At 65.7% G+C, this 25,581-nt stretch carries 30 protein-coding genes; all 30 read right to left on the bottom strand.

The genetic code is table 11. From position 1 onward, the window contains the following. Positions 1-2: 2 nt before the first annotated feature. On the bottom strand, positions 3-671 hold the full coding sequence (cmk, locus tag VHK65_18720; GenBank protein HVS08185.1) for a (d)CMP kinase: 669 nt from the start codon (positions 669-671) through the stop codon (positions 3-5). Position 672: 1 nt separating this feature from the next. Beyond that, positions 673-1,353, bottom strand: a complete 681-nt coding sequence (locus VHK65_18725) for a pseudouridine synthase (protein ID HVS08186.1) — start codon at positions 1,351-1,353, stop codon at positions 673-675. An 11-nt stretch (positions 1,354-1,364) separates the two neighbouring features. Next, positions 1,365-1,919, bottom strand: a complete 555-nt coding sequence (gene scpB / locus VHK65_18730; protein ID HVS08187.1) for an SMC-Scp complex subunit ScpB — start codon at positions 1,917-1,919, stop codon at positions 1,365-1,367. Continuing rightward, positions 1,916-2,662 carry a segregation/condensation protein A gene (locus VHK65_18735; GenBank protein HVS08188.1) on the bottom strand — a complete coding sequence of 249 codons (747 nt, stop codon included), beginning with the start codon at positions 2,660-2,662 and terminating at the stop codon, positions 1,916-1,918. The genes scpB and VHK65_18735 overlap by 4 nt, the downstream gene beginning before the upstream one ends. Beyond that, positions 2,659-3,144, bottom strand: coding sequence for an HDIG domain-containing protein (locus tag VHK65_18740; protein ID HVS08189.1), 486 nt, complete (start codon positions 3,142-3,144; stop codon positions 2,659-2,661). Before VHK65_18740 ends, VHK65_18735 begins: the two co-directional genes overlap by 4 nt. Before the next feature lie 11 nt (positions 3,145-3,155). Further along, on the bottom strand, positions 3,156-4,001 hold the full coding sequence (locus tag VHK65_18745) for an NAD(+)/NADH kinase (GenBank protein ID HVS08190.1): 846 nt from the start codon (positions 3,999-4,001) through the stop codon (positions 3,156-3,158). Beyond that, positions 3,994-4,737 carry a TlyA family RNA methyltransferase gene (locus tag VHK65_18750; GenBank protein HVS08191.1) on the bottom strand — a complete coding sequence of 248 codons (744 nt, stop codon included), beginning with the start codon at positions 4,735-4,737 and terminating at the stop codon, positions 3,994-3,996. Before VHK65_18750 ends, VHK65_18745 begins: the two co-directional genes overlap by 8 nt. Continuing rightward, a complete protein-coding gene (locus tag VHK65_18755; protein HVS08192.1) occupies positions 4,728-5,165 on the bottom strand; it encodes a divergent PAP2 family protein in 438 nt (145 codons plus the stop codon). The genes VHK65_18750 and VHK65_18755 overlap by 10 nt, the downstream gene beginning before the upstream one ends. Next, positions 5,162-5,386: an exodeoxyribonuclease VII small subunit gene (gene xseB, locus VHK65_18760; protein ID HVS08193.1), complete on the bottom strand. Its 225-nt coding sequence runs from the start codon at positions 5,384-5,386 to the stop codon at positions 5,162-5,164. Before xseB ends, VHK65_18755 begins: the two co-directional genes overlap by 4 nt. Next, on the bottom strand, positions 5,383-5,829 hold the full coding sequence (gene nusB / locus VHK65_18765) for a transcription antitermination factor NusB (GenBank protein ID HVS08194.1): 447 nt from the start codon (positions 5,827-5,829) through the stop codon (positions 5,383-5,385). Before nusB ends, xseB begins: the two co-directional genes overlap by 4 nt. Positions 5,830-5,850: 21 nt before the next feature. Further along, positions 5,851-6,201, bottom strand: a complete 351-nt coding sequence (locus tag VHK65_18770; protein HVS08195.1) for an Asp23/Gls24 family envelope stress response protein — start codon at positions 6,199-6,201, stop codon at positions 5,851-5,853. Between the two features lie 2 nt (positions 6,202-6,203). Then, a complete protein-coding gene (efp, locus tag VHK65_18775) occupies positions 6,204-6,761 on the bottom strand; it encodes an elongation factor P (GenBank protein HVS08196.1) in 558 nt (185 codons plus the stop codon). Positions 6,762-6,783: 22 nt separating this feature from the next. After that, a complete protein-coding gene (locus VHK65_18780) occupies positions 6,784-7,281 on the bottom strand; it encodes a PH domain-containing protein (protein ID HVS08197.1) in 498 nt (165 codons plus the stop codon). After that, positions 7,278-7,949 carry a prepilin peptidase gene (locus tag VHK65_18785; protein ID HVS08198.1) on the bottom strand — a complete coding sequence of 224 codons (672 nt, stop codon included), beginning with the start codon at positions 7,947-7,949 and terminating at the stop codon, positions 7,278-7,280. Before VHK65_18785 ends, VHK65_18780 begins: the two co-directional genes overlap by 4 nt. Beyond that, positions 7,946-8,800, bottom strand: a complete 855-nt coding sequence (locus VHK65_18790) for a shikimate dehydrogenase (GenBank protein ID HVS08199.1) — start codon at positions 8,798-8,800, stop codon at positions 7,946-7,948. Before VHK65_18790 ends, VHK65_18785 begins: the two co-directional genes overlap by 4 nt. 16 nt (positions 8,801-8,816) lie before the next feature. Continuing rightward, positions 8,817-9,875, bottom strand: a complete 1,059-nt coding sequence (gene mltG, locus VHK65_18795) for an endolytic transglycosylase MltG (protein HVS08200.1) — start codon at positions 9,873-9,875, stop codon at positions 8,817-8,819. Positions 9,876-9,895: 20 nt separating this feature from the next. Further along, positions 9,896-10,180, bottom strand: coding sequence for a DUF1292 domain-containing protein (locus tag VHK65_18800; protein ID HVS08201.1), 285 nt, complete (start codon positions 10,178-10,180; stop codon positions 9,896-9,898). Next, on the bottom strand, positions 10,181-10,609 hold the full coding sequence (gene ruvX, locus VHK65_18805; GenBank protein HVS08202.1) for a Holliday junction resolvase RuvX: 429 nt from the start codon (positions 10,607-10,609) through the stop codon (positions 10,181-10,183). It lies immediately after the preceding gene. Beyond that, positions 10,606-12,261 carry a baseplate J/gp47 family protein gene (locus tag VHK65_18810; protein ID HVS08203.1) on the bottom strand — a complete coding sequence of 552 codons (1,656 nt, stop codon included), beginning with the start codon at positions 12,259-12,261 and terminating at the stop codon, positions 10,606-10,608. The genes ruvX and VHK65_18810 overlap by 4 nt, the downstream gene beginning before the upstream one ends. A gap of 83 nt (positions 12,262-12,344) precedes the next feature. After that, positions 12,345-13,616: a cell division FtsA domain-containing protein gene (locus VHK65_18815; GenBank protein ID HVS08204.1), complete on the bottom strand. Its 1,272-nt coding sequence runs from the start codon at positions 13,614-13,616 to the stop codon at positions 12,345-12,347. Further along, positions 13,613-16,159: an alanine--tRNA ligase gene (gene alaS, locus VHK65_18820; GenBank protein ID HVS08205.1), complete on the bottom strand. Its 2,547-nt coding sequence runs from the start codon at positions 16,157-16,159 to the stop codon at positions 13,613-13,615. Before alaS ends, VHK65_18815 begins: the two co-directional genes overlap by 4 nt. Before the next feature lie 82 nt (positions 16,160-16,241). After that, complete coding sequence (locus tag VHK65_18825; GenBank protein ID HVS08206.1) at positions 16,242-17,036, bottom strand: SigB/SigF/SigG family RNA polymerase sigma factor; 795 nt, start codon at positions 17,034-17,036, stop codon at positions 16,242-16,244. Next, complete coding sequence (locus VHK65_18830; GenBank protein ID HVS08207.1) at positions 17,021-17,506, bottom strand: ATP-binding protein; 486 nt, start codon at positions 17,504-17,506, stop codon at positions 17,021-17,023. The genes VHK65_18825 and VHK65_18830 overlap by 16 nt, the downstream gene beginning before the upstream one ends. Continuing rightward, a complete protein-coding gene (locus VHK65_18835) occupies positions 17,503-17,847 on the bottom strand; it encodes a hypothetical protein (protein HVS08208.1) in 345 nt (114 codons plus the stop codon). Before VHK65_18835 ends, VHK65_18830 begins: the two co-directional genes overlap by 4 nt. Positions 17,848-17,934: 87 nt before the next feature. Then, positions 17,935-18,207: a hypothetical protein gene (locus tag VHK65_18840; GenBank protein ID HVS08209.1), complete on the bottom strand. Its 273-nt coding sequence runs from the start codon at positions 18,205-18,207 to the stop codon at positions 17,935-17,937. Positions 18,208-18,292: 85 nt separating this feature from the next. Beyond that, positions 18,293-19,144, bottom strand: a complete 852-nt coding sequence (locus VHK65_18845; protein HVS08210.1) for a hypothetical protein — start codon at positions 19,142-19,144, stop codon at positions 18,293-18,295. Between the two features lie 99 nt (positions 19,145-19,243). After that, positions 19,244-21,013 carry an aspartate--tRNA ligase gene (gene aspS, locus VHK65_18850; GenBank protein ID HVS08211.1) on the bottom strand — a complete coding sequence of 590 codons (1,770 nt, stop codon included), beginning with the start codon at positions 21,011-21,013 and terminating at the stop codon, positions 19,244-19,246. 2 nt (positions 21,014-21,015) lie between these two features. Continuing rightward, positions 21,016-22,287 (bottom strand): histidine--tRNA ligase, encoded by a 1,272-nt coding sequence (gene hisS / locus VHK65_18855; protein HVS08212.1) that lies wholly within the window; start codon positions 22,285-22,287, stop codon positions 21,016-21,018. Positions 22,288-22,334: 47 nt separating this feature from the next. Beyond that, positions 22,335-25,079: a diguanylate cyclase gene (locus tag VHK65_18860; GenBank protein ID HVS08213.1), complete on the bottom strand. Its 2,745-nt coding sequence runs from the start codon at positions 25,077-25,079 to the stop codon at positions 22,335-22,337. Positions 25,080-25,116: 37 nt separating this feature from the next. Then, positions 25,117-25,581 (bottom strand): hypothetical protein (locus tag VHK65_18865; protein HVS08214.1); only part of this gene is annotated, 465 nt, incomplete at its 5' end.

A 25,581-nucleotide genomic window follows, 5' to 3' on the forward strand; every position in this document is an offset into this window, starting at 1 on the left:
GATCAGTGCTTCGGCAGCCGGGCCATCACTTCGTCAAACACCTGACCGACCGACTTGCCCTCAGTCGCGACGATTATAGCATCGGTTGCCGGGCGCAACGGCGCAACTTCGCGTTCCTGATCGGCGCGGTCCCGGCCTTCGATTTCCTGCTCGAGCAGCGCGTCCGGCGTCGCACTGCCGCGCGCTTGATCTAACTCGCGGCGGCGCCGCGCGACCCGCTCCGCGGCCGGCGCGGTGAAAAAGAATTTCGCGTCCGCGTCGGGAAAGATGACGGTTCCGATGTCACGGCCCAGGATCACGGCATCGCTCCGGGCGGCGTGCCGCTGCGGCTCGATCAACATCCGGCGCACGTCGGGGATCCCGGAAATGCGCGAGAGCTCGCCGGCAATCGCCGGATCGTGCGCCTCGCGGCTGATGTCCCGTCCATCGATCGAGAGCAGCGGGGCGGTGCGGCCCGCGGATGGCGAGGTATTGATCTCGATCCGCAGCTCACCCAACATCGTGATGAGCGCGGGGACGTCGCCGGCGGCGATACCGCGGCGCCGCGCTTCGACGGTGACGGCGCGATAGAAGAGACCGGTGTCGACGAGCGCGAATCCCAACGTCTCGGCCACCATTCGACCGATGGTGGTTTTTCCGGACCCTGCTGGACCGTCGATCGCGATGATCACGCTAGAGTCCCGCCGCCGTCTTCAAGCGCGCCACCTCATCGGAGCGAAGTGGGCGCACGGTGCCCTCGGCAAGGTCGCCAAGCTCGAGCCCATCGATACGCACGCGCTGCAAGTCGAGCACGGGATGGCCCAGCGCCTGCCAGAGGCGGCGCACTTCGCGCTTGCGGCCCTCGCGCAGGACCATCGACAGCCGGGCGTCGGCACCCTCGCGGTCGAGCACTTTCACCTGGGCCGGCTCGAATCGCTCCCCTCTCACGACCATCCCCTCCGAGAGCCGCCGGAATGCGTCATCACCGGGCCGGCCCCTGACCACGACGCGGTACTCCTTTTCGACATGGTAGCGGGGGTGCATGAGGCGTCCCGCCAGCTCGCCGTCATCGGTCAGCAACACCAGCCCTCGGCTGTCGAGATCGAGACGCCCAACCGGGAAGACCCGCGCCCCTCCGGCTAATAGGCGGTCCACCACGGTCGGCCGGCCGCGGTCGTCGCCGACGCTGGTCAAGACGCCGATCGGTTTGTTCATCATCAGGTAGGTCGACGCCGAAACCGGTTCGACCGCCCGGCCATCGACGGTGACCTGATCGACCCCCGGGGTGACCTGCTGACCCGCGATCGCCGGCGTGCCGTTCACCTGTACCTGTCCCGAGGCGATCAGCTGGTCGGCCTTCCGCCGGGCCGCCACGCCGGCGCGCGCTAGGAACTGGTTGAGCCGGATTGGGGTAACGGTGGCAGCTCGTTCAGGCTGCTCAATCCCAGGATCTGGAGGAACCGCATGGTGGTGCCGAAGAGGCGAGGCGTGCCCGGCGCCTCGAGCCGACCGGTCTCCTCGATCAATCCTTTTTCTTCGAGGCTTTCCAGCACGGCCTCGCAGTTGACGCCGCGAATCTCCTCGATCCGCGCGCGCGTGAGCGGCTGCCGGTAGGCGATGATCGCCAGCGTCTCGTACGCCGCGGGCGAGAGACGCGATGGGTACTCGGGACGCAAGACACGACGGACGACGTCGGCCTGTGCCGGGTCGGTCACCAGCTGGAGCTGGTCCTGATGACGCTGCAGAAAGAGGCCTCGACCCGCCAGCGTTTCCGTCAACGACACCGCGGCGGCTTCGATGTCATGCAGCGGTGACTGCAGGATGTCCTGGAGCTCCAGCACCGTGACGGCCCGGTTGAGGGTGAAGAGCACTGCCTCGAGGGCCGCGGCCAAACCCGTGGTATCCCGCACCTGCGTCGCACCATCGATCGTCGAGCTCACTCGGTTTCCTTCCTCTCCAGTCCGTGCACGGTGATCTCAGCGAAGGCCGAGGCCTGGGCCACGCGGGCCTCACCGATTCTAATCAGCTCGAGGAGCGCGAGAAAGGTGACCACGGCTTCCAGCCGTGTGCGGGCGTGGCGGAAGATGGCGCTGAAGTTGAGTTGCGACTGACGCGCGACCATCTGGCGCAGTTCCTCGAGCTTCTCCGCGAGCGAAACGTGCTCCATCTCGACGGTGACCTGGCCCGGCGGTGGCAAGCGGTCGAGCACGTGCCGGAAGGCATTGGCGAGCGCGTCGAGACTGACCTGCACTCGCGCCTGCGGGATGACGTCAGGCTCGAGCAGGCCCGCGAAGGTGAAGCGCCCGCTCGCGTGCCGCCGCATCAGCGACTCAGCGAGTTCCTTGAAGCGCTTGTACTCTTCGAGGCGTCCCTTGATCGCGTCCTCCCAAGCCTGGAGATCTTCCTCCTCCCCTACGGTCGCATCCGGCATCAGGCCGGCGGCCTTCAGTTGGACCAGCCGAGCACCAATCACCAGGAACGCGGCCAGGCGGTCGAGCGGTGGATGCTCCCGCTCGATGGCGCGAAGGTAGTCATCGGTGAGACTGGCGAGCGGGACGGCCTTGAGGTCGACCTCGGCTCGCTGCGCGAGGGTGAGCAACAGCTCGATCGGCCCATCGAAGGCGGGCGTCCGCACCACGTAGACGGGGTCGTGCTCGAGCTCGGCCGTGATCTCGCGGCTCAATTGCGTCCGTCTGCTCGCTGCAAACGGCGGGTCACGTCGGATTGTGGCGCCTTGGCGTGATGCTCGGCCACGATCCCCGCGAGCTCGGCCGCGCCCGTCGCGCGCAGCCGCTCGGCGCCGATGCGCGCGTGATCGGCGTAGATCCCATAGCGACGCGCGAAGGCCGGCCGGGACCCAAGGAGCGCCTTCAACGCCTTCGGCGAGACGGCCCGTAGGAAGACGGTCAGGCTCCGCTCGACGACTGAGAGGTGTGCCTCGTTCTTCCCCAGGTCATGGAGCAGGGCCGCCTGCTGCAACAGTTGGCTGGGTTGGCCCTCGAGCTGAGTCACCGTCTGCAGCACGTCGAGGCCATGGCGCTGATCATTGACCGGGAGCTCGAAAAACATGATCGCGAGAGGGCCGAGGACTCGCTCCGCGCTCGCCCTCTCCTGCGGCGTGACGCGGGCGGACGCATGACGCCAGAACTGGCCAACTCGATGCATCGGGGAGCTGGTCACTCGTCGCCGTCGGTGAGCGGCAAGCCCCACCGCAGTTTTCGACGAAGCAGCTCGAAGAAGTTTCGCCCACCACTGAACTGGACCAGTTCCACCTGCAAACCGGGCGCGGCGATTCGAACCTCGGCCCCCGGGTGGAGCGCGACCGTTTGCTGGCCGTCGCAGGTCAGGATCGCGGAGGCGGATGGTAGCCGGATGGCGATCTGTGCGCCTTCCGGTAACACGATCGGGCGGTTGAACAGGCTGTGGGGGTTCAGCGGCATGAAGACGATCGCCCGTACGTCGGGATGCACGATCGGCCCGCCCAGCGATAGGGCATAACCGGTCGAGCCGGTCGGCGTCGAAACGATCACGCCGTCAGCATCGAACCGGCCGGCCGGCTGGCCGTCGACGAAGGCCTCGATCCGGATCAGGTTGATCTCGATCCCCTTGTGCACGGTGACGTCGTTGAGGGCGAGAAAGACACGGCCGTCGACCCGCGCCTCGAGCAGGGCTCGGCGCTGCAACGTGAAGTCTCCGGCGCTCCAGCGATCGAAGGCCTTCCCCTCGTCGCCGAGCTGGACTTGCGTCAGGAAGCCCAGGCGGCCGGCGTTGATCCCGAGCACCGGGATGTGGGCAACGGCCGCCTGCTGGGCGGTCCAGAGCAAGGTGCCGTCACCCCCGATGCTGACGATCAAGCGCGTGCCGTCGAGCTCGCCCTCCAGCGCGCCGGGGCGCTCCTCGGCGGTGGCGCAGTAGGTCCAGACGCGAAAACCCCCCGCTTCGAGCCGCCGGCGCGCCTCCATGACCGGGGCACCGCCAATGTCGATGCGTGGGTGGCAAACGATGCCAACCGCGTCAGCCATTTCGCCTCAAATGCAGCAGGAACTCGCGGTTGCCCTTCGCGCCCAGGATCGGCGAGGGGATCTCCCCGGCGACCTCGTATCCGCTCTCCTCGGCAAATTGCCGGAGCTCGCTCAGAACTCGGCGATGCTGTTCGGGGTCGCGCACAATGCCACCCTTTCCCAGCGCGCCCTTCCCCACCTCGAACTGCGGCTTGACCAGGGCCACGACCTCGGCGGGCGGGCTGAGCAGGTCTCGCACGCGCGGCAGCACCAACCGCAAGGAGATGAAGGAGACGTCGATCACGGCCAGGTCCGCCGGGATTGGCAAGCGCTCAAGGTGCCGGATGTTGACCCGTTCCAAGACGGTGACCCGTGGGTCCTGGCGAAGGCTCCAGGCCAGCTGCCCGTAGCCGACGTCGACCGCCATCACCCGCGCGGCGCCCCGTTGCAGCAGGATGTCCGTAAAGCCCCCGGTTGACGCGCCGACGTCGAGGCAGACTCGGCCCGCTGGGTCGATGCCAAAGGCGTCGAGTGCGGCCGCCAGCTTGTCGCCTCCACGACTGACGTAGACCCTGGCGTGGTCCAACCCGATGCTGACACTGGGGTCGACCATCTGGTCCGGCCGCTCGGCCACCGCGCCCGCCACCCGCACCAGGCCGGCGCGTACCATCGCCTGGGCACGCTGCCTCGACGGCACGAGTCCCTGCGCCACGAGCACCTGGTCCAGGCGGACGCGACCTTCAACCATCAGCGCCATATTCCCAGCCCGACAATAATCCCGAGCAGGGCGCCGGCGATCACCTCGATCGGTGTGTGGCCGAGCAGCTCGCGCAGCCGCTCCTGGCGGATGCCCTGATGCGCGATGAAGAGGTCATCGATCAGCCGATTGAGGATCATGGCCTGCTGGCCGGCCGCCCGCCGCACGCCGGTGGCGTCGTACATGACAACGCTGGCGAAGATCAAGCAGACCGCAAAGATCGCCGATTGCACCCCCTCCAGCCGGCCGACGATCGTCGTCAGAGAGACGACCAGCGCGCTGTGCGAACTGGGCATCCCGCCCGCGGTGGCCAAACGCCGCACGCTGAACCGGTGCAGCAGGACGGAGTCGAAGATGACCTTAGCCACCTGGGCGATTCCCCATGCGATCAGGGGAACGACGAAATACGGGTTTCGGAGCAGCGTCACGGACCCGGTTGACGCTCACCGGTGGGCGCCAGCTCTTTCAGTCGCCGCTCGGCATCATCGAGCAGTCGGGCGCAGCGCCGCGCCAGCGCCAGGCCGCGCTCGAAGCTGCGCACCGACTCCGCGAGATCCTCCTGCTCCTTCCCCAGCTGCTGAACCGTTCGCTCCAGCTCGGCGGCGGCCATCTCGTAATCCATATGACCGACGTCGTCGTTCGAGATCACTGAGCCCCCTGGGACTTGGTGTCGACGGGATGCTTGCGGATCTCGGCGTCGGCAGCGATCCGGCCGAGGATGCCGTTGACGAACTTGCCGGAGTCGGGGCCGCCGAAGGTCTTGGCCAGCTCGATCGACTCGTTGATGGCCGCCTTCAGCGGAACACTGGGGAGGTAGAGAATCTCGAAGCTGGCGATTCGCAACAAGGTTCGTTCCACCTTCGCCATCTGATCGAGGCCCCAGTTGCTTGAGGCCTCCTTCAGCTGGGCATCGATCTCTGCCTGATGGTCCCGCACGCCCTGGATCAGGGTTCGGGCAAAATCCGCCACCTCGGCATCGGCGCGCGACTCCGCAACATGGTATTGAAGCGACCGTTCCGCATCGCCGCCGTCGCTCTCGAGCTCGAACAGGACCTTGAGCGCGAGCTCGCGGGCCAGGTGGCGCCGTCCCACTAGGACTGCACGAAAGGCCGCCTAGGCGTCTTCGGGGAACCTCACGTCCCCGACGAAGACGTTGACCTGGCGGACTTCGAGACCCAGCATCTTGTCAATCGCATCCGCCACCTGCCGCTGCACCTCCGCCGCGACCGTCGGGACGTTGGCAGAGTGATCGACGATCACGAACAGCTCGAGATTCAGTGCGTCGTTGCCCATATCGACCCGAACGCCCTTGTGCGAGCTGCCAGCCGGCAGGACGCGATGACCGTCTCGGGCTTTCGCCTGGTACATACCAACGATGCCCTGCACCTGGCTGGCGGTCAGCGAGGCAATGTGGGCGATGACCTCGTTGGCCACCTTGACGGAGCCGAGCGGACGGTCCGGCATCGTCAGACCCGCTCCACGTAGGCGCCGGTGCGGGTATCGACGCGGATGACGTCGCCCTCGTTGACAAAGAAGGGGACGTTCAGGATCAGCCCGGTCTCCACCGTCGCCGGCTTCCCACCGCCGGCCGCGGTGTCGCCCTTGAATCCAGGCGAGGTGTCCGTCACCTTGAGATCGACCGTGGTGGGTAGCTCGATGCCCAGCGGCCGGCCCTCGTACATTAGGACCTCGATTGAGGAACTCTCCTTCAGGTACTTCAAGGCATCGCCCAACTGGTCATCGCCAAGCGGGAGCTGATCGTAGCTCGCCAGGTCCATGAAAAAGTGGCGGTCACCGTCGCTGTAAAGGTACTGCATGGCCACCTTCTCGATCCTCGCGCGGGCGAAGCGATCCTTGTCACGGAACTTCTGGTCGATGATCGACCCGCTGCGGACATTGCGCAGCTTGGTGCGAAAAAAGGTGTCGCCGCGGGCGTTCTGGCCCTGCTGGAACTCGAGCACGGTCCAGAGCTCGCCCTCCCACTCGATCGTCATGCCGTTTCGGAAATCACTGGGGTTGACCATACCGGCTTGCGATTGTACCCCCCTAAGGGTTCGCTGAACCCCCCTGACGGCGGCGAGCCTCGATCTGACTGAAGATTGCGTTCCGAAGCTGTTGCGGGCGCGGCACCGTGCTGAGCAGTTCGGCGCCCTCCCGCCCGGCGGACTCGAGCTCGATATCGCCGAAGCCCCAGGTCCGGCCCCAGAGGCCCTGGAAAGTGGTGAGATCCTGGATCCGGTCGATCGCGATCGAGCGGGAGACCGTGGACACGATGCCCTCGTTGATGATGACGCGCTGGTCGGTGAGGACGTACTCGTGAGCCCGCCAGCCCCAGTAATAGAGGTTGAGGATCCCTAACCCGACCAGGATCGCGCCGAGCATCAGCAGCAGGCGCAGCTCGCCCGAGATCGGCAGCAGCGCCAGGATCACCAGCACGATGGCCACCGCCAGGATTGTGGTGGCAATCGGGCGCAGGAGGACGACCCAGTGTCGAGACGAGCTCGCCAGGATCCGTTCGCCGGGAAGCAGGTCGCGGGCGTTCATGGGGCCTGACTGTAGAGGACGAACAGCGTTCCGAGCACGAGGAACGGTCCATAGGGGACGGCGTCCTTGAAGCTCCGGATGCGGGTGATGAGCAGAATTATCGCGACAAACCCGCCCAGGAGGACCCCGTCGAGGAGAGCATGGGCCATGCGAAGGTTCGAGAGCCCGGTCGCCATCCCAATGAAGACCGCGAGCTTGACATCACCGAAGCCGAATGCCTCGGCCCCAAAGGCCAGCTGGCCGCCGAAAAAAAGGAGCAGGAAGACGCCGCCCGCGATCAGCGCGGCTACCGGGGCAGTTCGCCAGTCGGGCCATGGCCAGGTCAGGGCAGGCGTCCAGGGCGTGACGAAGGCGAGGGCAAAAGCGATCACCCAGCTGGGGAACATCACGAGATCGAGGATGTAGCGGGTCTTCAGGTCGAACCCCAGCACCTGCACCAGCACGACGACGTAGACCGAGTCGATGAATAGGAGCGGCTGGACACCCAGTTGGAGCGCGAACACGAAGAAGAGCGCCGCGGCCAGCGCGGGCATCAGCAACGACTCGCGGACGGACTGCCGGAACTCGATCTCCTCGATCCGAGCCAACCAGCGGGACAGGTAGTTCAGTCCGACACCGACGCCGGCGCCGACAACGGCCCAGCCGAGCGCGAGCAGCAGGTGCCTCACGAGGTGAGGCGCCCCACCACCGCGCGTTCGAGAGCCGCCCGCATGGCGGCCTCGGGCGGTGGCTGGCCGGTCCAGATCTCGAAAGCCGCCAGCCCCTGGAAGAGCAGCATCGTAAGCCCGTTCATCGCCCGGGCGCCTTGCTCCCGCGCTCCGCGAAGCAAGGGCGTCAACGGGGGCTCGTATACCAGGTCGAAAACGAATTGGCTCGGCGTTATCCAGTCAACCGGAAAGAGGACCGACTCGCCATCGCTCCCAACCGGCGTGGCATTGACGATGAGTTCGGCCTTCCGAACCAGCAACGAGAGGGATCCCAGCGGCGCCGGGCCGCCGCTGCTGACCTCGAGGTCGCGGCAGACGGCCCTGGCCTCATCGAGGTCGCGGCTCGTGACCCAGATCTTCGTGGCGGCCTCGCGCAGTGCGTCGACCGAGGCTCGGGCGCCGCCGCCCGCCCCGATCACGAGCACGGAGCGTCCCTTCGCCTGGAAGCCGGCGTCGTCGAGGGCCTGCGCGAAGCCCGAGCGATCGGTATTCCAGCCGATCAGGGCGCCGGCCCGATGACTGATGGTGTTGACCGCCTTGATGACCTGCGCTTCGGGACCGAGCCCGTCGAGCAACCGACTGGCCGCGACCGCATGCGGCATGGTGACCGCCGCACCCAGGACATTGCGGTCGGCCCGAATGCGCGCGATCGCCTGGGGGAGCTCGGCCGGGCCCACCGTCCGGACTTCGCAGCGGGCCTCGATTCCGGCCGCCTCGAAGCCGGCGTTGAAGAGGCTGACGGCGGGCTCCCCGTCCCCGTCTCCGCCGAGCAGCAGCAGCCGGGTCGGGGGCCCATTCCCCCGCCTTTCCACGCCGGGGCGGGGGTCCTTACTGGAGGCCGTACTGCTTGAGGAGGCGGGCGAACTCTTCGTTGGTCTTGGCGTAGTGGTTGTGACCCTGGGGGTCGGAGAGGTAGAAGAAATACCCGGTGTTCGCGGGTTGGAGTGCGGCATCGATGGCTTTGATGCCTGGGTTCGCGATAGGTCCAGGAGGAAGTCCCGTATGTAGATAGGTGTTGTAGGGCGACTGAACCATGCGGTCCTCCTTCGTCACTGAGGCCTGCCAGCGGCCCAGCGCGTAGAGAACGGTGGCGTCGATCTGGAGCGGCCAGCCGGCCGCCAGCCGGTTGTAGATCACACTGCTGACCAGCGGCCGGTCGTCCGGGTAGAGGGCCTCCCGTTCGATCATCGACGCGATTGTGACGATCTGGAGGGGGTTGAGCTTCCGCTGGGCTGCCTGGCTCTTTCGCGTGTCGTCCCAGTGCGTCTTGAAGTTCTCGAGCTGCAGCGTGATCAGCTCTTTTGCCGTCCCGTTTCGCGGCACGAGGTAGGTATCCGGGAAGAGGAAGCCCTCCAGCGAGGCACCGGGCGGCAGGTCCTTGAGAAAGTCGTAGTTGAACTGCCCCTGGACGGCGAGCGCGATGTAATCGCTTCCCTTGACGGGGCCGCCGCCGGTGTCGAGGGCTGCCGCCGTCTTCTTGATGTTGTATCCCTCGGGAATCGTCACGAAGATTTCCTCTGGGATCGCGGTCTGCAGCGCGCCCAGGATCTGGATCATGTTCAGGTTCCGGCTCAGCTCGTAGGCGCCCGCTTGAACGTTGCGGTCCAGATGCTTGTAGCGTGCATACAAATCGAAGACGGTCACCGAGTCGATCAGGCCCGTCCGGTGCAGCGTGTCTGCGACCTCATGAAATGTCGCCCTGGGGGGCACGACGAATCGCACCTTGGAGTTGCCGGGGTTGGCCGGCTGGTTCAGCTGATGGTCCACCCAGGTGTACCCGATCACGGCCGGGATGCCCAGGGCCGCCGGCAGGAGGAACAGGATGACGACGAACCATTGCACGCAGCCGAGGGCACGGCTGCGCTTGCGCGGGGCAGTTGCCCGCATCGGAGACCGCTTCGGATCAGTCAGCGTTCAGGACCGCCGTCATCATCGGGCTCGTCTTCCTCTTCGAATTCCTCGAGCTGCTCGACCACCCGGTCGTGCTCGTCGTCGTCCAGCGTCACCAACGACTCGCCTTCGCGGCGAAGGATGAGCACGCGGTCCTCGTCCGCCTCCGCCTGTAGGACGTAGTAGGTTTCGCCTTCGATCTCCACGACGTCGTGGACGACGTAGCTTTCCTCTTCGCCGGTTTTCTCATTGACCAGCTCGATAGTTTGTACTTCTCCGTTCGCTTCCGGTATCTCTGGCATTCAGCCTCCTGGTGCCCGACCAGCCCGATAGTCGAGATATCCCTGCAACAATAACGTGGCGGCCACTCGATCGATCTCCTGGCGCCTTTTGCCGCGCCGTTTGCCCTGTTCGATCAGGTACCGTTCGGCCGCCACGCTCGTGAGCCGTTCGTCCCAGTATGCTACCGGCCGGCCGGTGGCCTTGGCTACGTGGGCGCCGAACAGCTGGGCTTGCTGGGCCGCGGCGTCGATGCGGCCGTTCATCAAGCGCGGCAGCCCAATGACAATGAGTCCAACTTCGTGGCGCTCGACCAGATCGTTGAGTGCCTTGAGATCCTCGGCCTCCGAGCGGCGCGCCAGCACGCTCAGTGGCTGAGCAATCGTCCCGGAGGGATCGCTAAGCGCGAGACCGAGCCGGACCGTGCCCGGGTCGATCGCGAGGATCCTCACGGGCCCGTGCTGCTGCTGGAAACCTCCTGGATCTTGAGCGTGATACGGGAGCTGAAGAACGGCAGCCACGGCAGGCCGAATGGCGACTGGGTTACCCGGGCGTCGACTACGTTCGGGAGCCCCTGGAGGAAGGCGCGCCCCTTCGTCGGGCTCATCCCCTTTAGATGCGAGCGGATGTTGGATTCGAGGAAGATCGGCGTGTAGAAGCCCGACGCGTGGCCGTTGAGCGTGATGTGACCATCGGTCGTCGCGTCGATCGGCTCATATTTGACCGTCGTCCCGTTGGTCGTCAACTGCGAGCCCTGAGGGATCTTCCGCTGCAGGGACGACTTGAGCATTTGTTGGACCGATTTCTCGTCGAAGGCGATGCCGTCCCCCGCGACCGTGACCGTGATGGTGAAACCAGTAACCTCTTCGCCGGCCTTGTGATCGGAAGTAGCCGTGGCCTGTACGCCAGCTCCAACGAGCACGATCTTCAGGCCCTGGGCCTTGCCGTTGAGTTGATCGGTCACTTGCGGCACGGCATCTTTCGCATAGACGTCACGGACGCTGTCGATGTCGGACGGCTGAATGATGGTGGCGGTACGCGCGTCGGCACCGCCTCCAATCGCAGCCGGATTGTCAACTGAGAGCGAATCGTCTGAGCTGTTATTGATGTTCGTGACCGTATGTTCCACCGTGTTGCCATTTGGTCCTGGTTGCGTCGCGGAAGCCGCTACTGAGACCGAGCCATGGGGTGACAACACGTTTACCGCTCTTTGCGTGGCGTATTGCTTCCCGTCTGACGTACTTACCATCGTTCCCGCCGGAATGGGTTTAAGGCCGTTCGTACACAGGAAAGAGCAGTTCTCAGTGAAGGTAACCGAGCCTGATGCCGGAACCGCGGGTACTGCCTTCTGCCCTGTCGGGGTCCCAGGAAACGTCTGCGACTGACTCGCGTGAACGGCCTGGGTCGCGAAATGGTCGGGTGATCCGGCCGCCGTCCCGGGTGCCCCCAGCAGGGTGATATCCGCCGTGGCCGCCGTCCCCTGAACGGACACGGTGGCGGTCGCGGTTGGGAGGTACAGGATGCCAAGCAACAAGGCCACAACAAACACCGCGGCGGCCCCAATCAGGTACGGTCGGTAGCTTCCGAGCGGCGGCCCCGATGGCGCGGGCTTCCTCGGGGAAGGCGCCTGCCGCTTTGGCGGGGACGAGACCAGCGACGTCTCGCGCGGCCGCTCAAGCGTGGCGACCCCGCGCTGGAGAGCAGCCGCCTGGGGGGCCGGTGGGGCCGGGGGGGCCGGTGGGGCGGTCACCGCCGCAGCTGGGGCGACGGCAGCCGCGGCATTCGAGGGCGGTTCGGCGACCAGTTCCGGACTGTGCACCTCGGTGCCGCGGTCGTAGGCGGCCAGGCTCGGGAAGGCGGTAAAGCCGGCCTCCAGGGACATCGTCTGGAGCCGGGGATCAGTGCTGACCAGGTTGACCCGCTTCCCATAGCTGTCCGCATAGCGCTTGAGGAGCCGGAAGCTCATGGGACTCTGCAATGCCCGGGCACGTTCCGGGACGACGAAGGTGACCTCATCCTCGAGGCTGAGATCCCGCAGGCGATCGACGAGGTCGGTGATCTCCTCGTCAGCTTCGACGTAGAGAAGTTTGGCCAGAGTCTTCACAGTTTTAACACGTCGCAGCCTTTCATACCGGAAACGTCACTGATTGTCGAGTTGTTACGGTGTCAGGTTTTCGTACCCGGCACTCAGACTTTCATCGCTTTGAGGACCTTGCGCATCAACCCGTAGAGAGGCGCCTGGTCTTCCGACTGCTGCTGGATCGCATGGAAGGCCAATCCCATCGGGGTGATGTCCTGTTGGTCCAGGAGGAGGCCGGTCGAGTCGTAGATCCCCCGGATGTCGACCGGGCGGAGCACGTTGATGGTCGGAGTCCGGGCGAAAGGGAGCTTCTCGCCCCAGGAGAAGGCGTTGAGCTGGTCCTTGACCTCCGGCAGGGCGCTGCCGCCGCCCGCCAGGTAGATGGCGGTGGGCAGGCGGTCGCCTTTTGCCATTTCCTGCAGGGTGATCGCCACCCCCTCCACCAGCACCTCGGCGTCTCTGGCAAGTACCGCGTGGACCTTTTCGGCGTGGTCGGGAGGGAGCTCGCCTTTCGAATGGCGCAACTTGACCGCCTCGGCGTCGGCGAAGGAGATGCCGAAGCGCGAGGCCAGCTTCTTGGTGAAAACGCGCCCACCGATGGGGAACATCCGAGTGCCCTCGATCCCGCCGTTGCGGATCAGCGCGATATCGGTGGTTCCGCCGCCGATGTCGATGAAGATTCCGCCGAAGTCGTAGACCTCGTCGGTGGCGGCGCAGCGCGCCATCGCGTACGGTTCCGCGACCGTGGCGATCAGCTCCAGATCGAGTTCCGAGGCGATCGTCTGCAGGGCGCCCACGTGGGTGAGCGGCGCAAAGGTGTTGAAGATCGTGATCACCATTTGCTTGCCCTGGAAGTCGATGGGGTTGTTCACGACGAAGCCGTCGATGCGCACGCTGGTGATCGCGGAATTGATCAGCTTGACGTTCACGTCCGAAACCCCGAGCTCGAGGCTCATCGAATGGCTCGCCTCGCGGAGCGCGCGCTTCTGCACCAGCTGGAGGGTTTGCAGCAACTCGCTCTCATTGATCTTGAGGTTGGGGTCCGCCCGCGGCACCGTGACCGACGTGCTCAGGCCTTTCACGAGCTCGCCAGCGATTCCGATGACGGCCTGGCCGGGGATCGTGTCGCACATGTCCTCGGCCTGCGACATCGCCCGGTCACAACTATCGATGATTCCCTGGATGTCAGAGGGAACGCCTCCCTGCATGTCCGCGAATTCCTGTCGCTGGCGCGAGGCGCCCAGCACGACGCCGTTCTTCCCTTCGCGCTTGACGACCAGCGCCTTGATGTATTCGGTCCCGATGTCGAGGGCGGTGTAGTAATTCTCGTAATCGGCGCCGCGGCGCAAGCGCTTGATCCGGTCCTTGATCTTGATCATTTCGGTCCCAACTGCTTCCTCACGTAGTCCTGCACCGACTTGAATGCGTCCTCGACGCGATTGGGATCGATGCCGCCGCCCTGGCCAACGGGGCCACGGCCTCCCCCCTTCCCCCCGGCCACCTGGCGGAAGGCCTGGATCAGATCGTTCGCCGGAAGCCGTTCGGCCAGCGGGCTTGCCACCTTGATCGCAAAGTTGCGACCGCCGACGATGATCGCGACCCCGTTGCCATTGGCGCGGTTCAGTGCCTGGTCGGCGAAGACCAGCAGGTCCTTTTCCTGCTCGTCGACCCGCTGCAGCATCAGGCGCACTCCGTCGACGTCGGCTTCTTCCAGCTGGGCACCCCCGCCCGCCGCGAGGCGCTGGCGGAGGTTTGCGGATTCCTTCTCGAGGCGTTTGACCTCTGCCTGCAAGGCTGCGACCCGAGCCGGTAGCTCTGATGGCCCCGTTCGCAGCGCGTCGCCCAACTCGCGAAGCACGCGTTCGTCGTTCCGGATCTGCTGCTCGGCCGCGGCGCCGGACCGCATCTCGATTCGACGAACGCCCGCGCCAATGCTGCGGTCGCTGGATATCGACGCGATGCCGATTTCACCACTCCGCTCGACGTGCGTGCCACCGCAGAGCTCGCGGGCCCAATCGCCGAAGGAGACCACTCGAACCCGTTCGCCGTACTTCTCGTCGAACAGCGCCACCGCCCCGGTCGCAATCGCCTGCTCGAGCGGAAGCTCCTCGACACGGCGGACGAGGTTGGCGCGGATCTTCTCATTCAATAAGGCGGAGACGCGGTCGACTTCTTCTGGCGTCAACGCCCGAGAGAAGCGGAAGTCGAAGGTCGCATAGTCGGGCTGAACCGAGGAGCCGGCCTGGACGGCCTGTTCGCCCAGCACGTCCCTCAACGCCCGGTGCAGTAGGTGGGTGGCTGAATGATGCCGTGCCACGGCCTGTCGACGTGGGGCATCAACCGTTGCCCGGACACGATCGCCGGGCTTCAGCCGGTCAGGCCGCATCTCGACTCGATGCCGGATCGCCTCACCTTGCGGCTGCACGTCGACAACGCGAACCTTCGTCCCGCTCCAGCTGAGCGAGCCGGTGTCGGCCGTCTGCCCGCCGCGCTCCGCGTAAAAGGGCGTTTCCTCGAGAAACACGTCGGCGCGCTCCGGTTCGCCGACCACCGGAAAGACCTCGGTGACGACTGTCTCCGTTTCCAGCTGGTCGTAGCCGACGAACCGGCTGGCACTTCCAGCCAGCGGGGCGGTGAACCCCCCGGTTGCGACCCGGCTGCGGTCACGCTGGCCCTGCATCAGCGCGGCCACGGCTTCCAGGTCGACCTCCACGCCTCGTTCCTCGGCCAGCTCGGCCGTGAGTTCGATCGGGAAGCCGAGCGTGTCATGGAGGTAGAACACTTCTTGGGGGTTAAGGGTTCCGCGCTCCAGTAAAGGCTGCAGGCGCTCCATCCCCTGGCGCAGCGCGACGCCAAACCGCTCCTCCTCCGACCTGACCACCTCGGTGATCCGGTCGGCCTGCGTCCTGACCTCGGGGTATACGGGCCCCAGCAGGCGGGCGACGATGGGCACACCCGACGACAGGTGAACGGCCGGCCCGAGCCGGCGGGCATGGACCATGCCTCGCCGGACCAGACGCCGCAGGACATAGCCCCGCCCGTCATTGGCCGGTATCACTCCGTCGGCCAGCAGCATGGTGCTGCCGCGGGCATGGTCGGCGAGCACGCGAAACGAGACGTCGGTCTCCGGATTTGTCCCATAGGTTTTGCCCGCTTCTTGCGCAAAGTGCTGGATCAATGGCTGGAACGGATCGGTGTCGAAGAGCGACCGCTTCTGATTGACGACCGACGTGATGCGCTCGAGACCCATGCCCGTGTCAATGCCCTTCTTGGGAAGCGGGGTTCGGACACCCGCCTCGTCCCGGTTCCACGTAATGAAGACCAGGTTCCAGATCTCGAGAAAGCGATCGCAATACTCGCAGTTCGGCCCGCAGTCCGGCCGGCCACAGCTGTATTGCTCGCCCCAGTCGTAGTGGATCTCGGAGTCTGGTCCGCAGGGGCCGGTGGGACCCGCGGCCCAGAAGTTGTACTCGTCACCAAAGCGCCGAATCCGCTCGGGCGGGATGCCGGTCTTCTTCCAGATCTCGAAGCTCTCGTCATCGTCGTTGTGAATCCCGGCCCAGAGCCGCTCCTTTTCGAGCTTCAGGTCTTTGGTCAGGAATTCGTACGCGTAGGGAATGGCCTTCTCCTTGAAGTAGTCGCCGAAAGAGAAGTTGCCCAGCATCTCGAAAAAGGTGAGGTGATGGCCATCGTGGCCCACCACGTCGATGTCGACTGAGCGGAAGACCTTCTGACAGGTGGTGGCACGCGGGTAGGGCGGACGAGCCTGGCCCAGAAAGTACGGCTTGAACTGCACCATGCCGGCGCTGGTGAACAGGAGCGTAGGATCGCCGAACGGGATCAGGGAGGAGCTCGGTAACACCTTGTGGTCCCGCTCTTTGAAGACGTTGAGAAAACGCTGGCGGATGTCCGCGCTCGTCATATCTGGCCTGCGCGCTTACTCATTGTACTGAGTTCGAATTCAGTCGGGGATCCTTACCCGACGCCCGGCGTTACCAATGGCGCTAGCTGGAGACGGGCATCTCCCGCTTCAGTTGCTCGACGGCGGCCCGTTGCAGCCGCGAAACGTGCATCTGCGAGATGCCAAGCCGCTTTGCAACTTCCGCCTGGGGCAGCTCATCGACGAAGCGTAGATACATGATGCGCCGCTCGCGCGGCGTCAGGTGGCGCATCGCCTGGTCGAGCAGATCCTGCAGCTCCACCTTGTCGAGGTTCTCGTCTTCTCGCCCGAGACGTTCAGTTAGTTGAAGGCCGTCGTCGTCCTTGGGTGCAGGTCCGGTCGACTCGAACGGGATGGTACGCTGCGCGGGGCTCGCCTCCATCGCTTCCAGCACGTCTTCCGGTGGCAGCTCGAGCTCTTTGGCGATCTCGTTCACGGACGGCTGGCGACCGAGTTTCGCTTGCAGCCGCTGCGACGCGACATCGGCGCGCTGCATCGTTTCCTGGAGCCGGCGTGGCACCTTGACCGCCCAGCTCTTGTCCCGGAAGTAACGCTTGATTTCGCCAACGATGGTGGGCGTGGCGAAGGTCGAAAACTCCAGGCCGCGCTGCGGCTCGAAGCGCTCGATTGCCGCGAGCAGGCCAATGTAGCCGACCTGGACGATGTCCTCGAGCGGCTCGCCCCGGTTGCTGAATTTCTTGGCTAGGAAGATGACCAGGTTGTTGAACAGCTCAACAAGCTGCTGGCGGACCTCGGGGTCCTTCGTTTTCTGATACTGGAGGAACAGACGGCGAACGAGCTCTCGATTGGGTCGGACGGTGGGGCGCGAAGACGCTGGCGGGTCTACTCGATCAGGTATTTGACCATCCTCATCCGCAGGCTGCCCGTCTGGTCATCCACCTGGTAGCGGAGCTCATCGACGAACAGCCGGATCATGTTCAAACCAATGGTTTCATAGTCGAGCTCCGCCTCGTGGCGGGTGCGGCGCACGGTCGGCTGCTCCACCGCGCGCGGCGGTACGCTCCGCACCTCGACCTCGAGCCGCCGGGGCCGGCTCTTGAAGATCAATTTCAGCTGTCCGTTGCCACTCCCCCACTGTTGGGCGGCGGCGGCGCAGGCACTCTCGCAGGCCTGAGTGATGGCGATGTTCAGGTCGTCGATTTCCTGCACCGAGAACCCGACGACGAGACCCAGGGAGGCGGCGGCCCGCTTGGCGACGACGATGTAGTCGGGGACGGCCGGGAGCTTCAGTTCGGTGACGTAAGCGCTCGTGGTGGGCGCCTCGTGGCCAGTTGTCGCGGGCTGGTGGCGAAGTCGGTTTTCCCTCATGCTTCCTCCCGGTGCTGGCCGGCTGGTGATCTGCGACGGCGGCCGATTCCCCCAAGGGTGTCGCGCACGCGATCGCGCCAACCGGTGATCGCAGCACCGGTGGCGTTCATCGCCCGGTCGGCGGCCGTGAACTTGTCGTTGACGCCGCTAACCATGTCATCGATTTGCTGCAGGCTGTGCCGCAGCTCAGGGAGCGCCAACCGGGCCTCGTCGAGCGTCAGCGTCAGGATGGCCTCGATTGTCCGAAGGCTGCGCGTCATGTTCAGAAGGATGAAGGAGGCAAAGATGCTGAGCAGGAGAAACCCAATGCCGACCAGCAGCACGCCGACTTGCCACACCATCACGAACTCCTCTCGAGCTCCCCACTCGCGCGATATTGCCGTTGTTCTACCTCATTCGGGAGGTCGCCAAACGTGGCCGGGCGCGGTCTAGGCCGGCTGAGCACGCCGCACCCACGCCGTGACCGCCCATTGCAAGATGGCCAGCACCACCAGATCGTTGAGCGGGTGCAGCTCGCCAATGGCGAGCGGGGCACCCACGCCGGCCAGCCCTGCCGCCTCCCCGACGAGCACGGCCAGCGCGCTCAGACCCAGGCGGACCAGGTAGTGCGGCGCCCGTGGCGCCACCAGGTAGGCGAGCTGTGTGCCCAGCAGGATGACGAGCGTAGCCAGCACGAACACGGGCGGGATCGGCACAGGCAACCCGGCGAGTGTATCAGCCTCCGGACGGCTTGAAAAACGAAAGAGGCCCGGCCGGCTGGCCGAGCCTCTCTATCGAGGTTTCCTTCTAGTCGTTGTGCTGGTGCTGATCGCTGTTTTTCTTCGCGTCGGTCTTCTTGACGACCGGCTTGGTCGTGGTCTTGTCGTCTTTCTTGTCGGCCTCGCGGTCGTCCTTGTCGGCCGCGTTGCTGTCGTCCTTCTCGACCTTGGTTTTCTTGTCGGTATTCTTATGATCGCCGTCGTGGTTGCCACCGCCGGTCGGCGGTTTCACAACTGGGGGTGCCGGCGGCGTGAAGTCCGCGGTCAGGCCGGCGAGGTCCATCTGCAGCGAACCCCATCCGTTGGTATCGGTCACGGTCACGGTGGTCAGCGTCTTCCCGGTAGTCGCGACCGGGATCGTCAGCATGTCCAGGACGGCGGTCCCGCCACCCATCGACGGCTGGGCCGTGGTGGTCCACACCGGAGCGGCTGCCGCGTCGGTCAGCGTGTTCACGACACCGGCGGCACCGGTGCGCCACTCGCGCAGGTTCGCGCCGATGACGAGGTCCGTGCTCTGGGTCGTCGCGTCACTGAAGGTCAGCACCACAGTGCCCACGACGCTGCCCGCGTACCAGTTGTACGTGTTGGCGGTATTGAGCAGCAGGTAGACGGCTTTGGCGTTCTGGTACGAACCCGTGAAGGTCGCGGTGCCACCGTTGAGCAGCTTGACCGCGTTTCCGCTGGTCATGTCAAAGGTGTGGCCGCCCAGCGCCGCCTGGCCGGTCGGAGTCGTGCTGTAGTACCCGCTCAGCGAGAGCGTGGCCTGCGTGCCCAGGGCGACGGGTGCGTCTTGTGCATGGCCAAGAATGCTCGAAGCAGCGATCAAACTGGAAGCGAGAATGAGTCCTGTCGTCGATTTGGTGAAGAGGGCGGCGTTCATGGACCCTACTGTATGTTCCGTACCTTACGCCCGCGGTGGCGCCGATCTTGCATTGCGTGACGAGGCCGCAAAAGGCCCGTTACCGTTTCGAACCGGACGTTACCGGGAGGGTTTCAACGGCGGCCGAACCAATTCGAGGCCGAGTTCACGGAGTTGTTTCGGATCCGCAGGAGCCGGCGCATCGGTCATTAACTCTTCCGCCTGCTGGTTCTTGGGAAAGGCGATCACTTCCCGGATCGTTTCCTGGCCGGCCGCCAGCATGACGACGCGATCGAGGCCGTAGGCGAATCCGCCGTGCGGCGGCGCGCCGTAGCGGAACGCCGTCAGGAGAAAGCCAAAGCGCTTCTCCGCCTCCTCGCGCGAGATCCCCAGACCCTGGAAGACGCGTTGCTGCAACTCCGGGTCGTGGATTCGGATGCTGCCCGAGCCGAGCTCGGTACCGTTCAGCACCAGGTCGTAGCTACGGGCGTGCACCTTGAGCGGGTCGCTGGCTAGGAGCTCGAGGTCCTGGGGCCTTGGCGCGGTGAACGGATGGTGGGCGGCCGTGATCTCGCCGGTTTCCTTGCTGCGCTCGAATAGCGGAAAGTCCGTGACCCAGACAAATTCGAAGACCCCCTCCTTCACCAGGTCCAGCATGCGAGCCGCGGCTTTGCGGACGGCTCCCAGCGAGGCCGACGCCACCTCCACTTGATCGGCCACGGCGACGACCACGTCGCCCAGCTCGGCGTGGGTCGCCTCTTGCAACTGGGTGAGCGCTCGCTCGTCGAAGAACTTCGCGATCGGCGAACGCCAGCCGCCGGCGTCCCGGTGCCAGAACGCCAGCCCCTTCGCGCCTTCCGCGCGGGCGACCTCGGTGAGCGCGTCGATCTCCTTTCCACCGACGGCCCGCGGGATCCGCAGACCGCGGACGACACCGCCGGCATCGAGCGCCTGGCGAAAGATCTTGAATTCCGTCCCGCCGAAGATCGAGGACAACTCTTGAATCTCGAGACCGTAGCGCAGGTCGGGCTTGTCGACGCCGTAGCGCAATATGGCTTCGGCGTGCGTGATGCGCCGGATCGGTGTCGGCACGGCGACGCCCAGCACCTTCTGCCAGACGTGGGCGAAGGACCGTTCGATGACATCGAGGACGTCGTCCTCGCCGACGAACGACATCTCGAGGTCCAACTGTGTGAACTCCGGTTGGCGATCCGCCCGCTGGTCTTCGTCGCGGTAGCAGCGGACGATCTGGAAGTACCGATCCATGCCGGCCACCATCAGCAACTGCTTGTAGAGCTGCGGCGACTGCGCCAGGGCGTAGACGTGGCCTGGCTTCAGCCGGCTTGGGACGAGGAAGTCGCGAGCGCCCTCGGGTGTGCTCCGGATCAACACTGGAGTCTCGATCTCGAGAAAACCCTCGGCGTCGAGGAAGTCGCGGATCGCTTTGGTCATCCGGTGCCGGAGCTGCAAGTTCCGGGCCATCCTCGTCCGGCGCAGGTCCAGGTAGCGATAGCGAAGCCGCACCTGCTCGTCGACCGGGCTGTCTTCGTTGACGGCGAAGGGCGGCGGCTGCGCGCGGTTGAGGATGGTCACGGCACGCGCGTCGACCTCGACCTCACCCGTCGCCAGCTCCTTGTTTTCGGTTCCTGGTGGGCGCCGCTGGACGGGGCCCTTCACGTGGATCACCGATTCCGGTCGGAGCTCACCCCCGAGGGCGTGGGCCTGCGCGTTGGCGGGGTCAAACTTCACCTGGACGATTCCGCTGCGATCCCGCAGATCGATGAAGATCAGGCCACCCAGGTCGCGCCGCCGGTGAACCCAGCCGTACACGTCGACGTCGCGTCCAACCTGCTCCGATCGGATGGCCCCGGCCGGAATGCGCGGGGTCAGGCTCACCCGCCGCCCAACATCTGGCTGATCGCGGACAGCAGGTCGCGTTCCGCGACACTCGTCTGCGTCTTTTCCTGCATGTTGCGGATCACGACCTGGTTTTTCTCACGCTCCTCGGGACCGACCAGCAGCGCCAGGCGGGCGCCTCGCCTCGCCGCCTTGCGCAGCTTGGCGTCCAGGCGCGCCGGCCCGGGGTCGAAGACGACACTGATCCGGCGGGCCCTCAACGTCGATGCCAGGTGGAACACGTACGACTCATCGCGCGCCTCGAGCGCCACGGCATAGACATCCGGGACCGGTGGCGTGAGCGGCTTGCTCTGCTTGAGCACCGTAGCGGTCCGCTCCATCCCCATGGCAAAGCCCACCCCAGGTGTCGACCGGTAGCCCAACGCGGCGGCCAGTCCATCGTAGCGGCCGCCGCCTCCCAACGAGTTCTGCGCCCCGCCCAGGCTTTCGTGCTGGTACTCGAAAACCGTCCGGGTGTAGTAGTCGAGACCACGCACCAGATTGGAATTGAGCTCGAAGGGGATCTCTTCGGTGGCCAATGCCTCCTTGACGACGAGAAACGCCTCGGCGCAAGGCGCGCAGAGATGATCGACGATGCGCGGCGCATTGCGCTTCAGCGGTTCGTCTTGCGGATCCTTGGAGTCGAAGAGCCGGAGCGGGTTCTTCTCGAAGCGCGCCTGACTCTCTTCGCTCAGCTTCGCCAGGTGCGGCCGGTAATACTCGCGCAGGAGTTCCCGGTAGGCCGGCCGGCAGACCTCGTCGCCAATGCTGTTGAGGTGGAGACTCACGCCTCCAATGTCCAGCGCGGCAAACCAATCCCAGCCAAGCACGATGGCTTCCACGTCGAGCAGCGGGTTCCCATCACCGATGGATTCGATCCCAAACTGATGGAATTCGTGAAACCGCCCGGCCTGCGGGCGTTCGGAGCGAAAATACGGGCCCATGTAGTAGAGCCTCACCGGCTGCGGCTCCAACTGCATCCCGGCATCGAAGTAGGCGCGGACGATGGGGGCCGTTCCCTCCGGCCGGAGCGTTAGCGAACGTCCGCCGCGATCGGTGAAGGTAAACATCTCTTTGCTCACGATGTCGCTACCTTCACCCACGCCGCGGACAAACAAGTCGGTCGTTTCGAAGATCGGCGTCTCGATGCGCTGGTACCCGAATCGCCCTGCGACAACCTTTGCAGCAGCCTCCAACACATCCCAGTACGGCTGGTCCGCGGGCAAGAGATCCTGCGTGCCGCGAGGACGTTGTGCGATCGGAGCCATGGCCTCGAAGCTTAGCGAATGGCTTTGAGCGGTTTCGCGGGCGCTGGCTAGCTCGCCACTTGCGACTCGGCGGCGGGGGCGTCGCTGCGAACCACCCGGTTTCGGCCCGTCCGCTTGGCGACGTAAAGCGCCTGGTCGGCGGCCTGCACCAGGGCCTCGCGGCTGTCGCCGTCCCGAGGAAAGACGGCGATTCCGAGACTGAGCGAGAGATTGGCGACGGCTTTGCCGTCGAGCATCACGGCCTGGCTGGCTACCGTTCGCCGGATGCGTTCCGCGACCGCGACCGCCGCCCGGCTGTCAGCGCCGCGCAGGACGAGCACGAACTCATCGCCTCCGTAGCGCGCCACCAGATCCTTCGGCCGGATGGCCGGCACCAGAATCTGACGCGTCAGATGCCGCAGCACATTGTCGCCGGCGGGGTGACCCACCGTGTCGTTGATCTCCTTGAAATGGTCGACATCACACATGATGAGCGCCAGCGGTTCCTTCGTCTTTCTCGCACGCAGCAGTTCCCGCTCCAGATGGGCCTCGAACTCGCGGTGGTTCGAAACGCCCGTAACCCCGTCGGTCGTCGCCAGCTGCTTGGTGTGCTCGTAAGCCGCGGCATTCTCGATGGCGATCACGGCCTGGTTTGCCAGCGTCTGGAGCACCCGGATTTCGCTGCGCTCCAGCGGCCGCGGTTCCTTCATGTGGATGACGAGCACGCCGACGATTTCCGGGCCCAAGCACATCGGGACGGCGACCACTCGCTGTAATCCGACGCGGTGGGGTATCGCCAGCGGCTTCCCGCGGTCATCCACCAAATCGAGCTCGAGCACCTGCTCCGGTCGCTCGACACGACCGGCGACCAGGTCGGTGCTCTGCCGCACCGCGGCGAGCTCGCGCCGAGTGGTGCAGCCGACGATAACATCCGAAAACTGCTCCCGCCAGGAGGACTTCCGCAACTGCAGCGAGGCGTAGGGGACGTCGAGGATCTCGGAGGTGGCATGCGCCACGGCGCGGAGCAAGTTGTCGGTGCCGACGGTGACGGCGGTCAGGGCCTGGGAGATCTTCTCGAGGGCGATGATGGCCTGATCGAGTCGGTGCGCCTGCAGCTGCGTCTTCTTGCGAAGGTCGGTGTTCTCGATCATCAACGCCATCTCGGTAGCGATTGTTTGCAGCAGGTCGACGTCCTGTTTGGGCAGCGCGTATCCCGGGGCGAGGCCGGTGACGAGGTACCCGGCGTTGCGCTCGCCGCGAATGAGTGGGACCACCAGCGCCTGCTGGACACCGGCGAGCGCGGCGAAGAGCCGCAGGCAACGTCGGGGATCGGCCGTCAGGGTGGTCGCGATTTCGACGTCGACCGAAGCATCGCTGGAAAAGCCCTCGGCTAGCTTCAGTGGGCTCATTCGCATGAGTTGTCCCCCCGCCTTGCCGACCGGACCAACCATCGCGCGGACTTCGAGGCCATTTGCCTCATTGCGAGCCAGCAAGAGGGCGGTCTCGAGGCCAAGCGCCTTCAGGCTGACACCGAGGATCGCCTCCGCCATGGCGCCGGGTTCCGTTTCCTTACCAAGGCCCTGGCTCGTCTGCGACAGGGCGGCGAGGCGGCGCATCTGCTCGTTCAAGGATCGGGTTCGTTCCTGTAGGTCCTGGGTCATCGCATTGAACGCCCTCGCGAGCTCGCCAAGTTCGTCGCGGCGCCGGACGTCCAGCCGCTTGGTCAGGTCGCCGCGCGCCACCGCCTGGGTTCCTGCGACCAGCGCCTCGATCGGTCGCGTGAGCCGAAGCGCGAGCAAATACCCGATGAGCAGCAGGACAAGGACAACGCCGGCGAAGAGCACCGTCATCTGCAATGCGGAATGCAGCCCGGCGTCGATCACGCCTCGACGGGAGAGGGCGACGGCGAGGTACCCCTCGGGGTGCTGGCGGAGGTAGAAGTTGGTGAACTGGAACTGGTAGTCCTCGCCGCGGACCTTCACCGCCCGGGTGACGGCCCGCCCCGGTGAGGCAAGGGCCAGGTACGACCGGACACGGTCGTCGATCAGGTTGCCGCTGACCCCGGTCAGCGTGCTCCCCACCAGCTGTCCGCTGCCGTCCATCAGCATCACGTCCGACTGCGAATGGCTCTGCATGTCCGCCAGCACGGCACGCAGCGGTGCCGCGACCATGATGCCGCCGACCACCCGATCGGCGAAGATCACCGGGCCGGCCGCGACGAGCGACGACGGCGGGGTTCCGAGGTAGGCGATGTATTTGTCGCCCAGGGAGTCGTAGAGCCCCTTGAGCACGGGTTGGACAACCGCTTCACCCGATAGATCCGTCCCACTGCCGAAGATCAGGCCGCCCGGGTTGGCAGGGTCAGGCTGACTGACTTCCAGGATGGTGTGGCCTCTCGCATCGAAGATCATGACCGTGCCGAGCCGGTTGTTGACCTCCAGCGGAACGACCAGCTGCCGCAACGCGGCGGCGTCACCGGCGGCCACCGCCCGGTCCACCCCCTCGGTGTTGGCAAACAGCCGGATCGCCGCCACCTGGCGACCCTGCAGCTTGACGGCCGCGTCCAACGCCGCGTCCTCGGCGTGCGCGAGCTGGTCCGCGATCCGGTTCTCAAGCGAGGTCGCGACCAGGCTGGTCGTCAGGTAGGTTCCCACCACCCCCAGAATTAGCATCAGGAGCAGGAACGGCAGGATGATCTGGGTCCGGATCCTCAGCCTCGGCCGGAACGGGAGGCGTCGCGGCAGGCGCATCCCCTGTATAACCGGTGGGCGGGCGGAATGCTGCACACCTTCCAACTCGGGCGGCCTCAACACCCCTCCCCCTCCCCCCTCTTCGGGGGTCTGAGCGGGCTCAGCCGCCCTGGTTGTTGTTCTGGCAGGTGAACGACCTGGCGGCGACCGCCGGGGCGGTCGGCGTATAGAAGACGAGCTGCACGCTGCCCGGGTCCTGAGGCCGTCTCCAGGTGTCAGTCCGCACGGCGTGCAGCGACGTGTCGCCCGGCGCAATCGTGATTGATGGCTCCGCGATCACTCGTCGGTTCCCCTGGGTGTCGGTCCGAATCCAGGCGTAGCTCACGGTTCCGCCGACCCCGTTGGTCGTAAACCAGCCGGCGGAGGTCACGGTGATCTGGTCGCACGGCTGGTTCGGATCGGCCGGCCGAGCGGTCAGGACGTCGCCGTCAGCGAGGATCGCGAACGACTGCGGCGTGGGCGTCGGGGTGGGCGCCGGCGTGGGTGTCGGGGTGGACGTCGGCGTCGGGCGAGGCGTGGGCGCGGGGGTCGGCACCGGCGTGGGGCGAGGCGTCGGTACGGGTGT

The sequence above is a fragment of the Candidatus Dormiibacterota bacterium genome, assembly GCA_035544955.1.
Lineage (GTDB): Bacteria > Chloroflexota > Dormibacteria > CF-121 > CF-121 > CF-13.

Bases quoted from the DNA above. Each gene is read 5' to 3' on its own strand.
- VHK65_18740 (HVS08189.1), bottom strand. From the start codon at position 3,144: ATGCATCGAGTTGGCCAGTTCTGGCGTCATGCGTCCGCCCGCGTCACG.
- VHK65_18745 (HVS08190.1), bottom strand. From the start codon at position 4,001: ATGGCTGACGCGGTTGGCATCGTTTGCCACCCACGCATCGACATTGGC.
- VHK65_18750 (HVS08191.1), bottom strand. From the start codon at position 4,737: ATGGCGCTGATGGTTGAAGGTCGCGTCCGCCTGGACCAGGTGCTCGTG.
- VHK65_18770 (HVS08195.1), bottom strand. From the start codon at position 6,201: ATGCCGGACCGTCCGCTCGGCTCCGTCAAGGTGGCCAACGAGGTCATC.
- efp (HVS08196.1), bottom strand. From the start codon at position 6,761: ATGGTCAACCCCAGTGATTTCCGAAACGGCATGACGATCGAGTGGGAG.
- VHK65_18780 (HVS08197.1), bottom strand. From the start codon at position 7,281: ATGAACGCCCGCGACCTGCTTCCCGGCGAACGGATCCTGGCGAGCTCG.
- mltG (HVS08200.1), bottom strand. From the start codon at position 9,875: ATGCGGGCAACTGCCCCGCGCAAGCGCAGCCGTGCCCTCGGCTGCGTG.
- VHK65_18800 (HVS08201.1), bottom strand. From the start codon at position 10,180: ATGCCAGAGATACCGGAAGCGAACGGAGAAGTACAAACTATCGAGCTG.
- VHK65_18815 (HVS08204.1), bottom strand. From the start codon at position 13,616: ATGATCAAGATCAAGGACCGGATCAAGCGCTTGCGCCGCGGCGCCGAT.
- alaS (HVS08205.1), bottom strand. From the start codon at position 16,159: ATGACGAGCGCGGACATCCGCCAGCGTTTTCTCAACGTCTTCAAAGAG.
- VHK65_18830 (HVS08207.1), bottom strand. From the start codon at position 17,506: ATGAGGGAAAACCGACTTCGCCACCAGCCCGCGACAACTGGCCACGAG.
- VHK65_18835 (HVS08208.1), bottom strand. From the start codon at position 17,847: ATGGTGTGGCAAGTCGGCGTGCTGCTGGTCGGCATTGGGTTTCTCCTG.
- VHK65_18845 (HVS08210.1), bottom strand. From the start codon at position 19,144: ATGAACGCCGCCCTCTTCACCAAATCGACGACAGGACTCATTCTCGCT.
- hisS (HVS08212.1), bottom strand. From the start codon at position 22,287: ATGGCTCCGATCGCACAACGTCCTCGCGGCACGCAGGATCTCTTGCCC.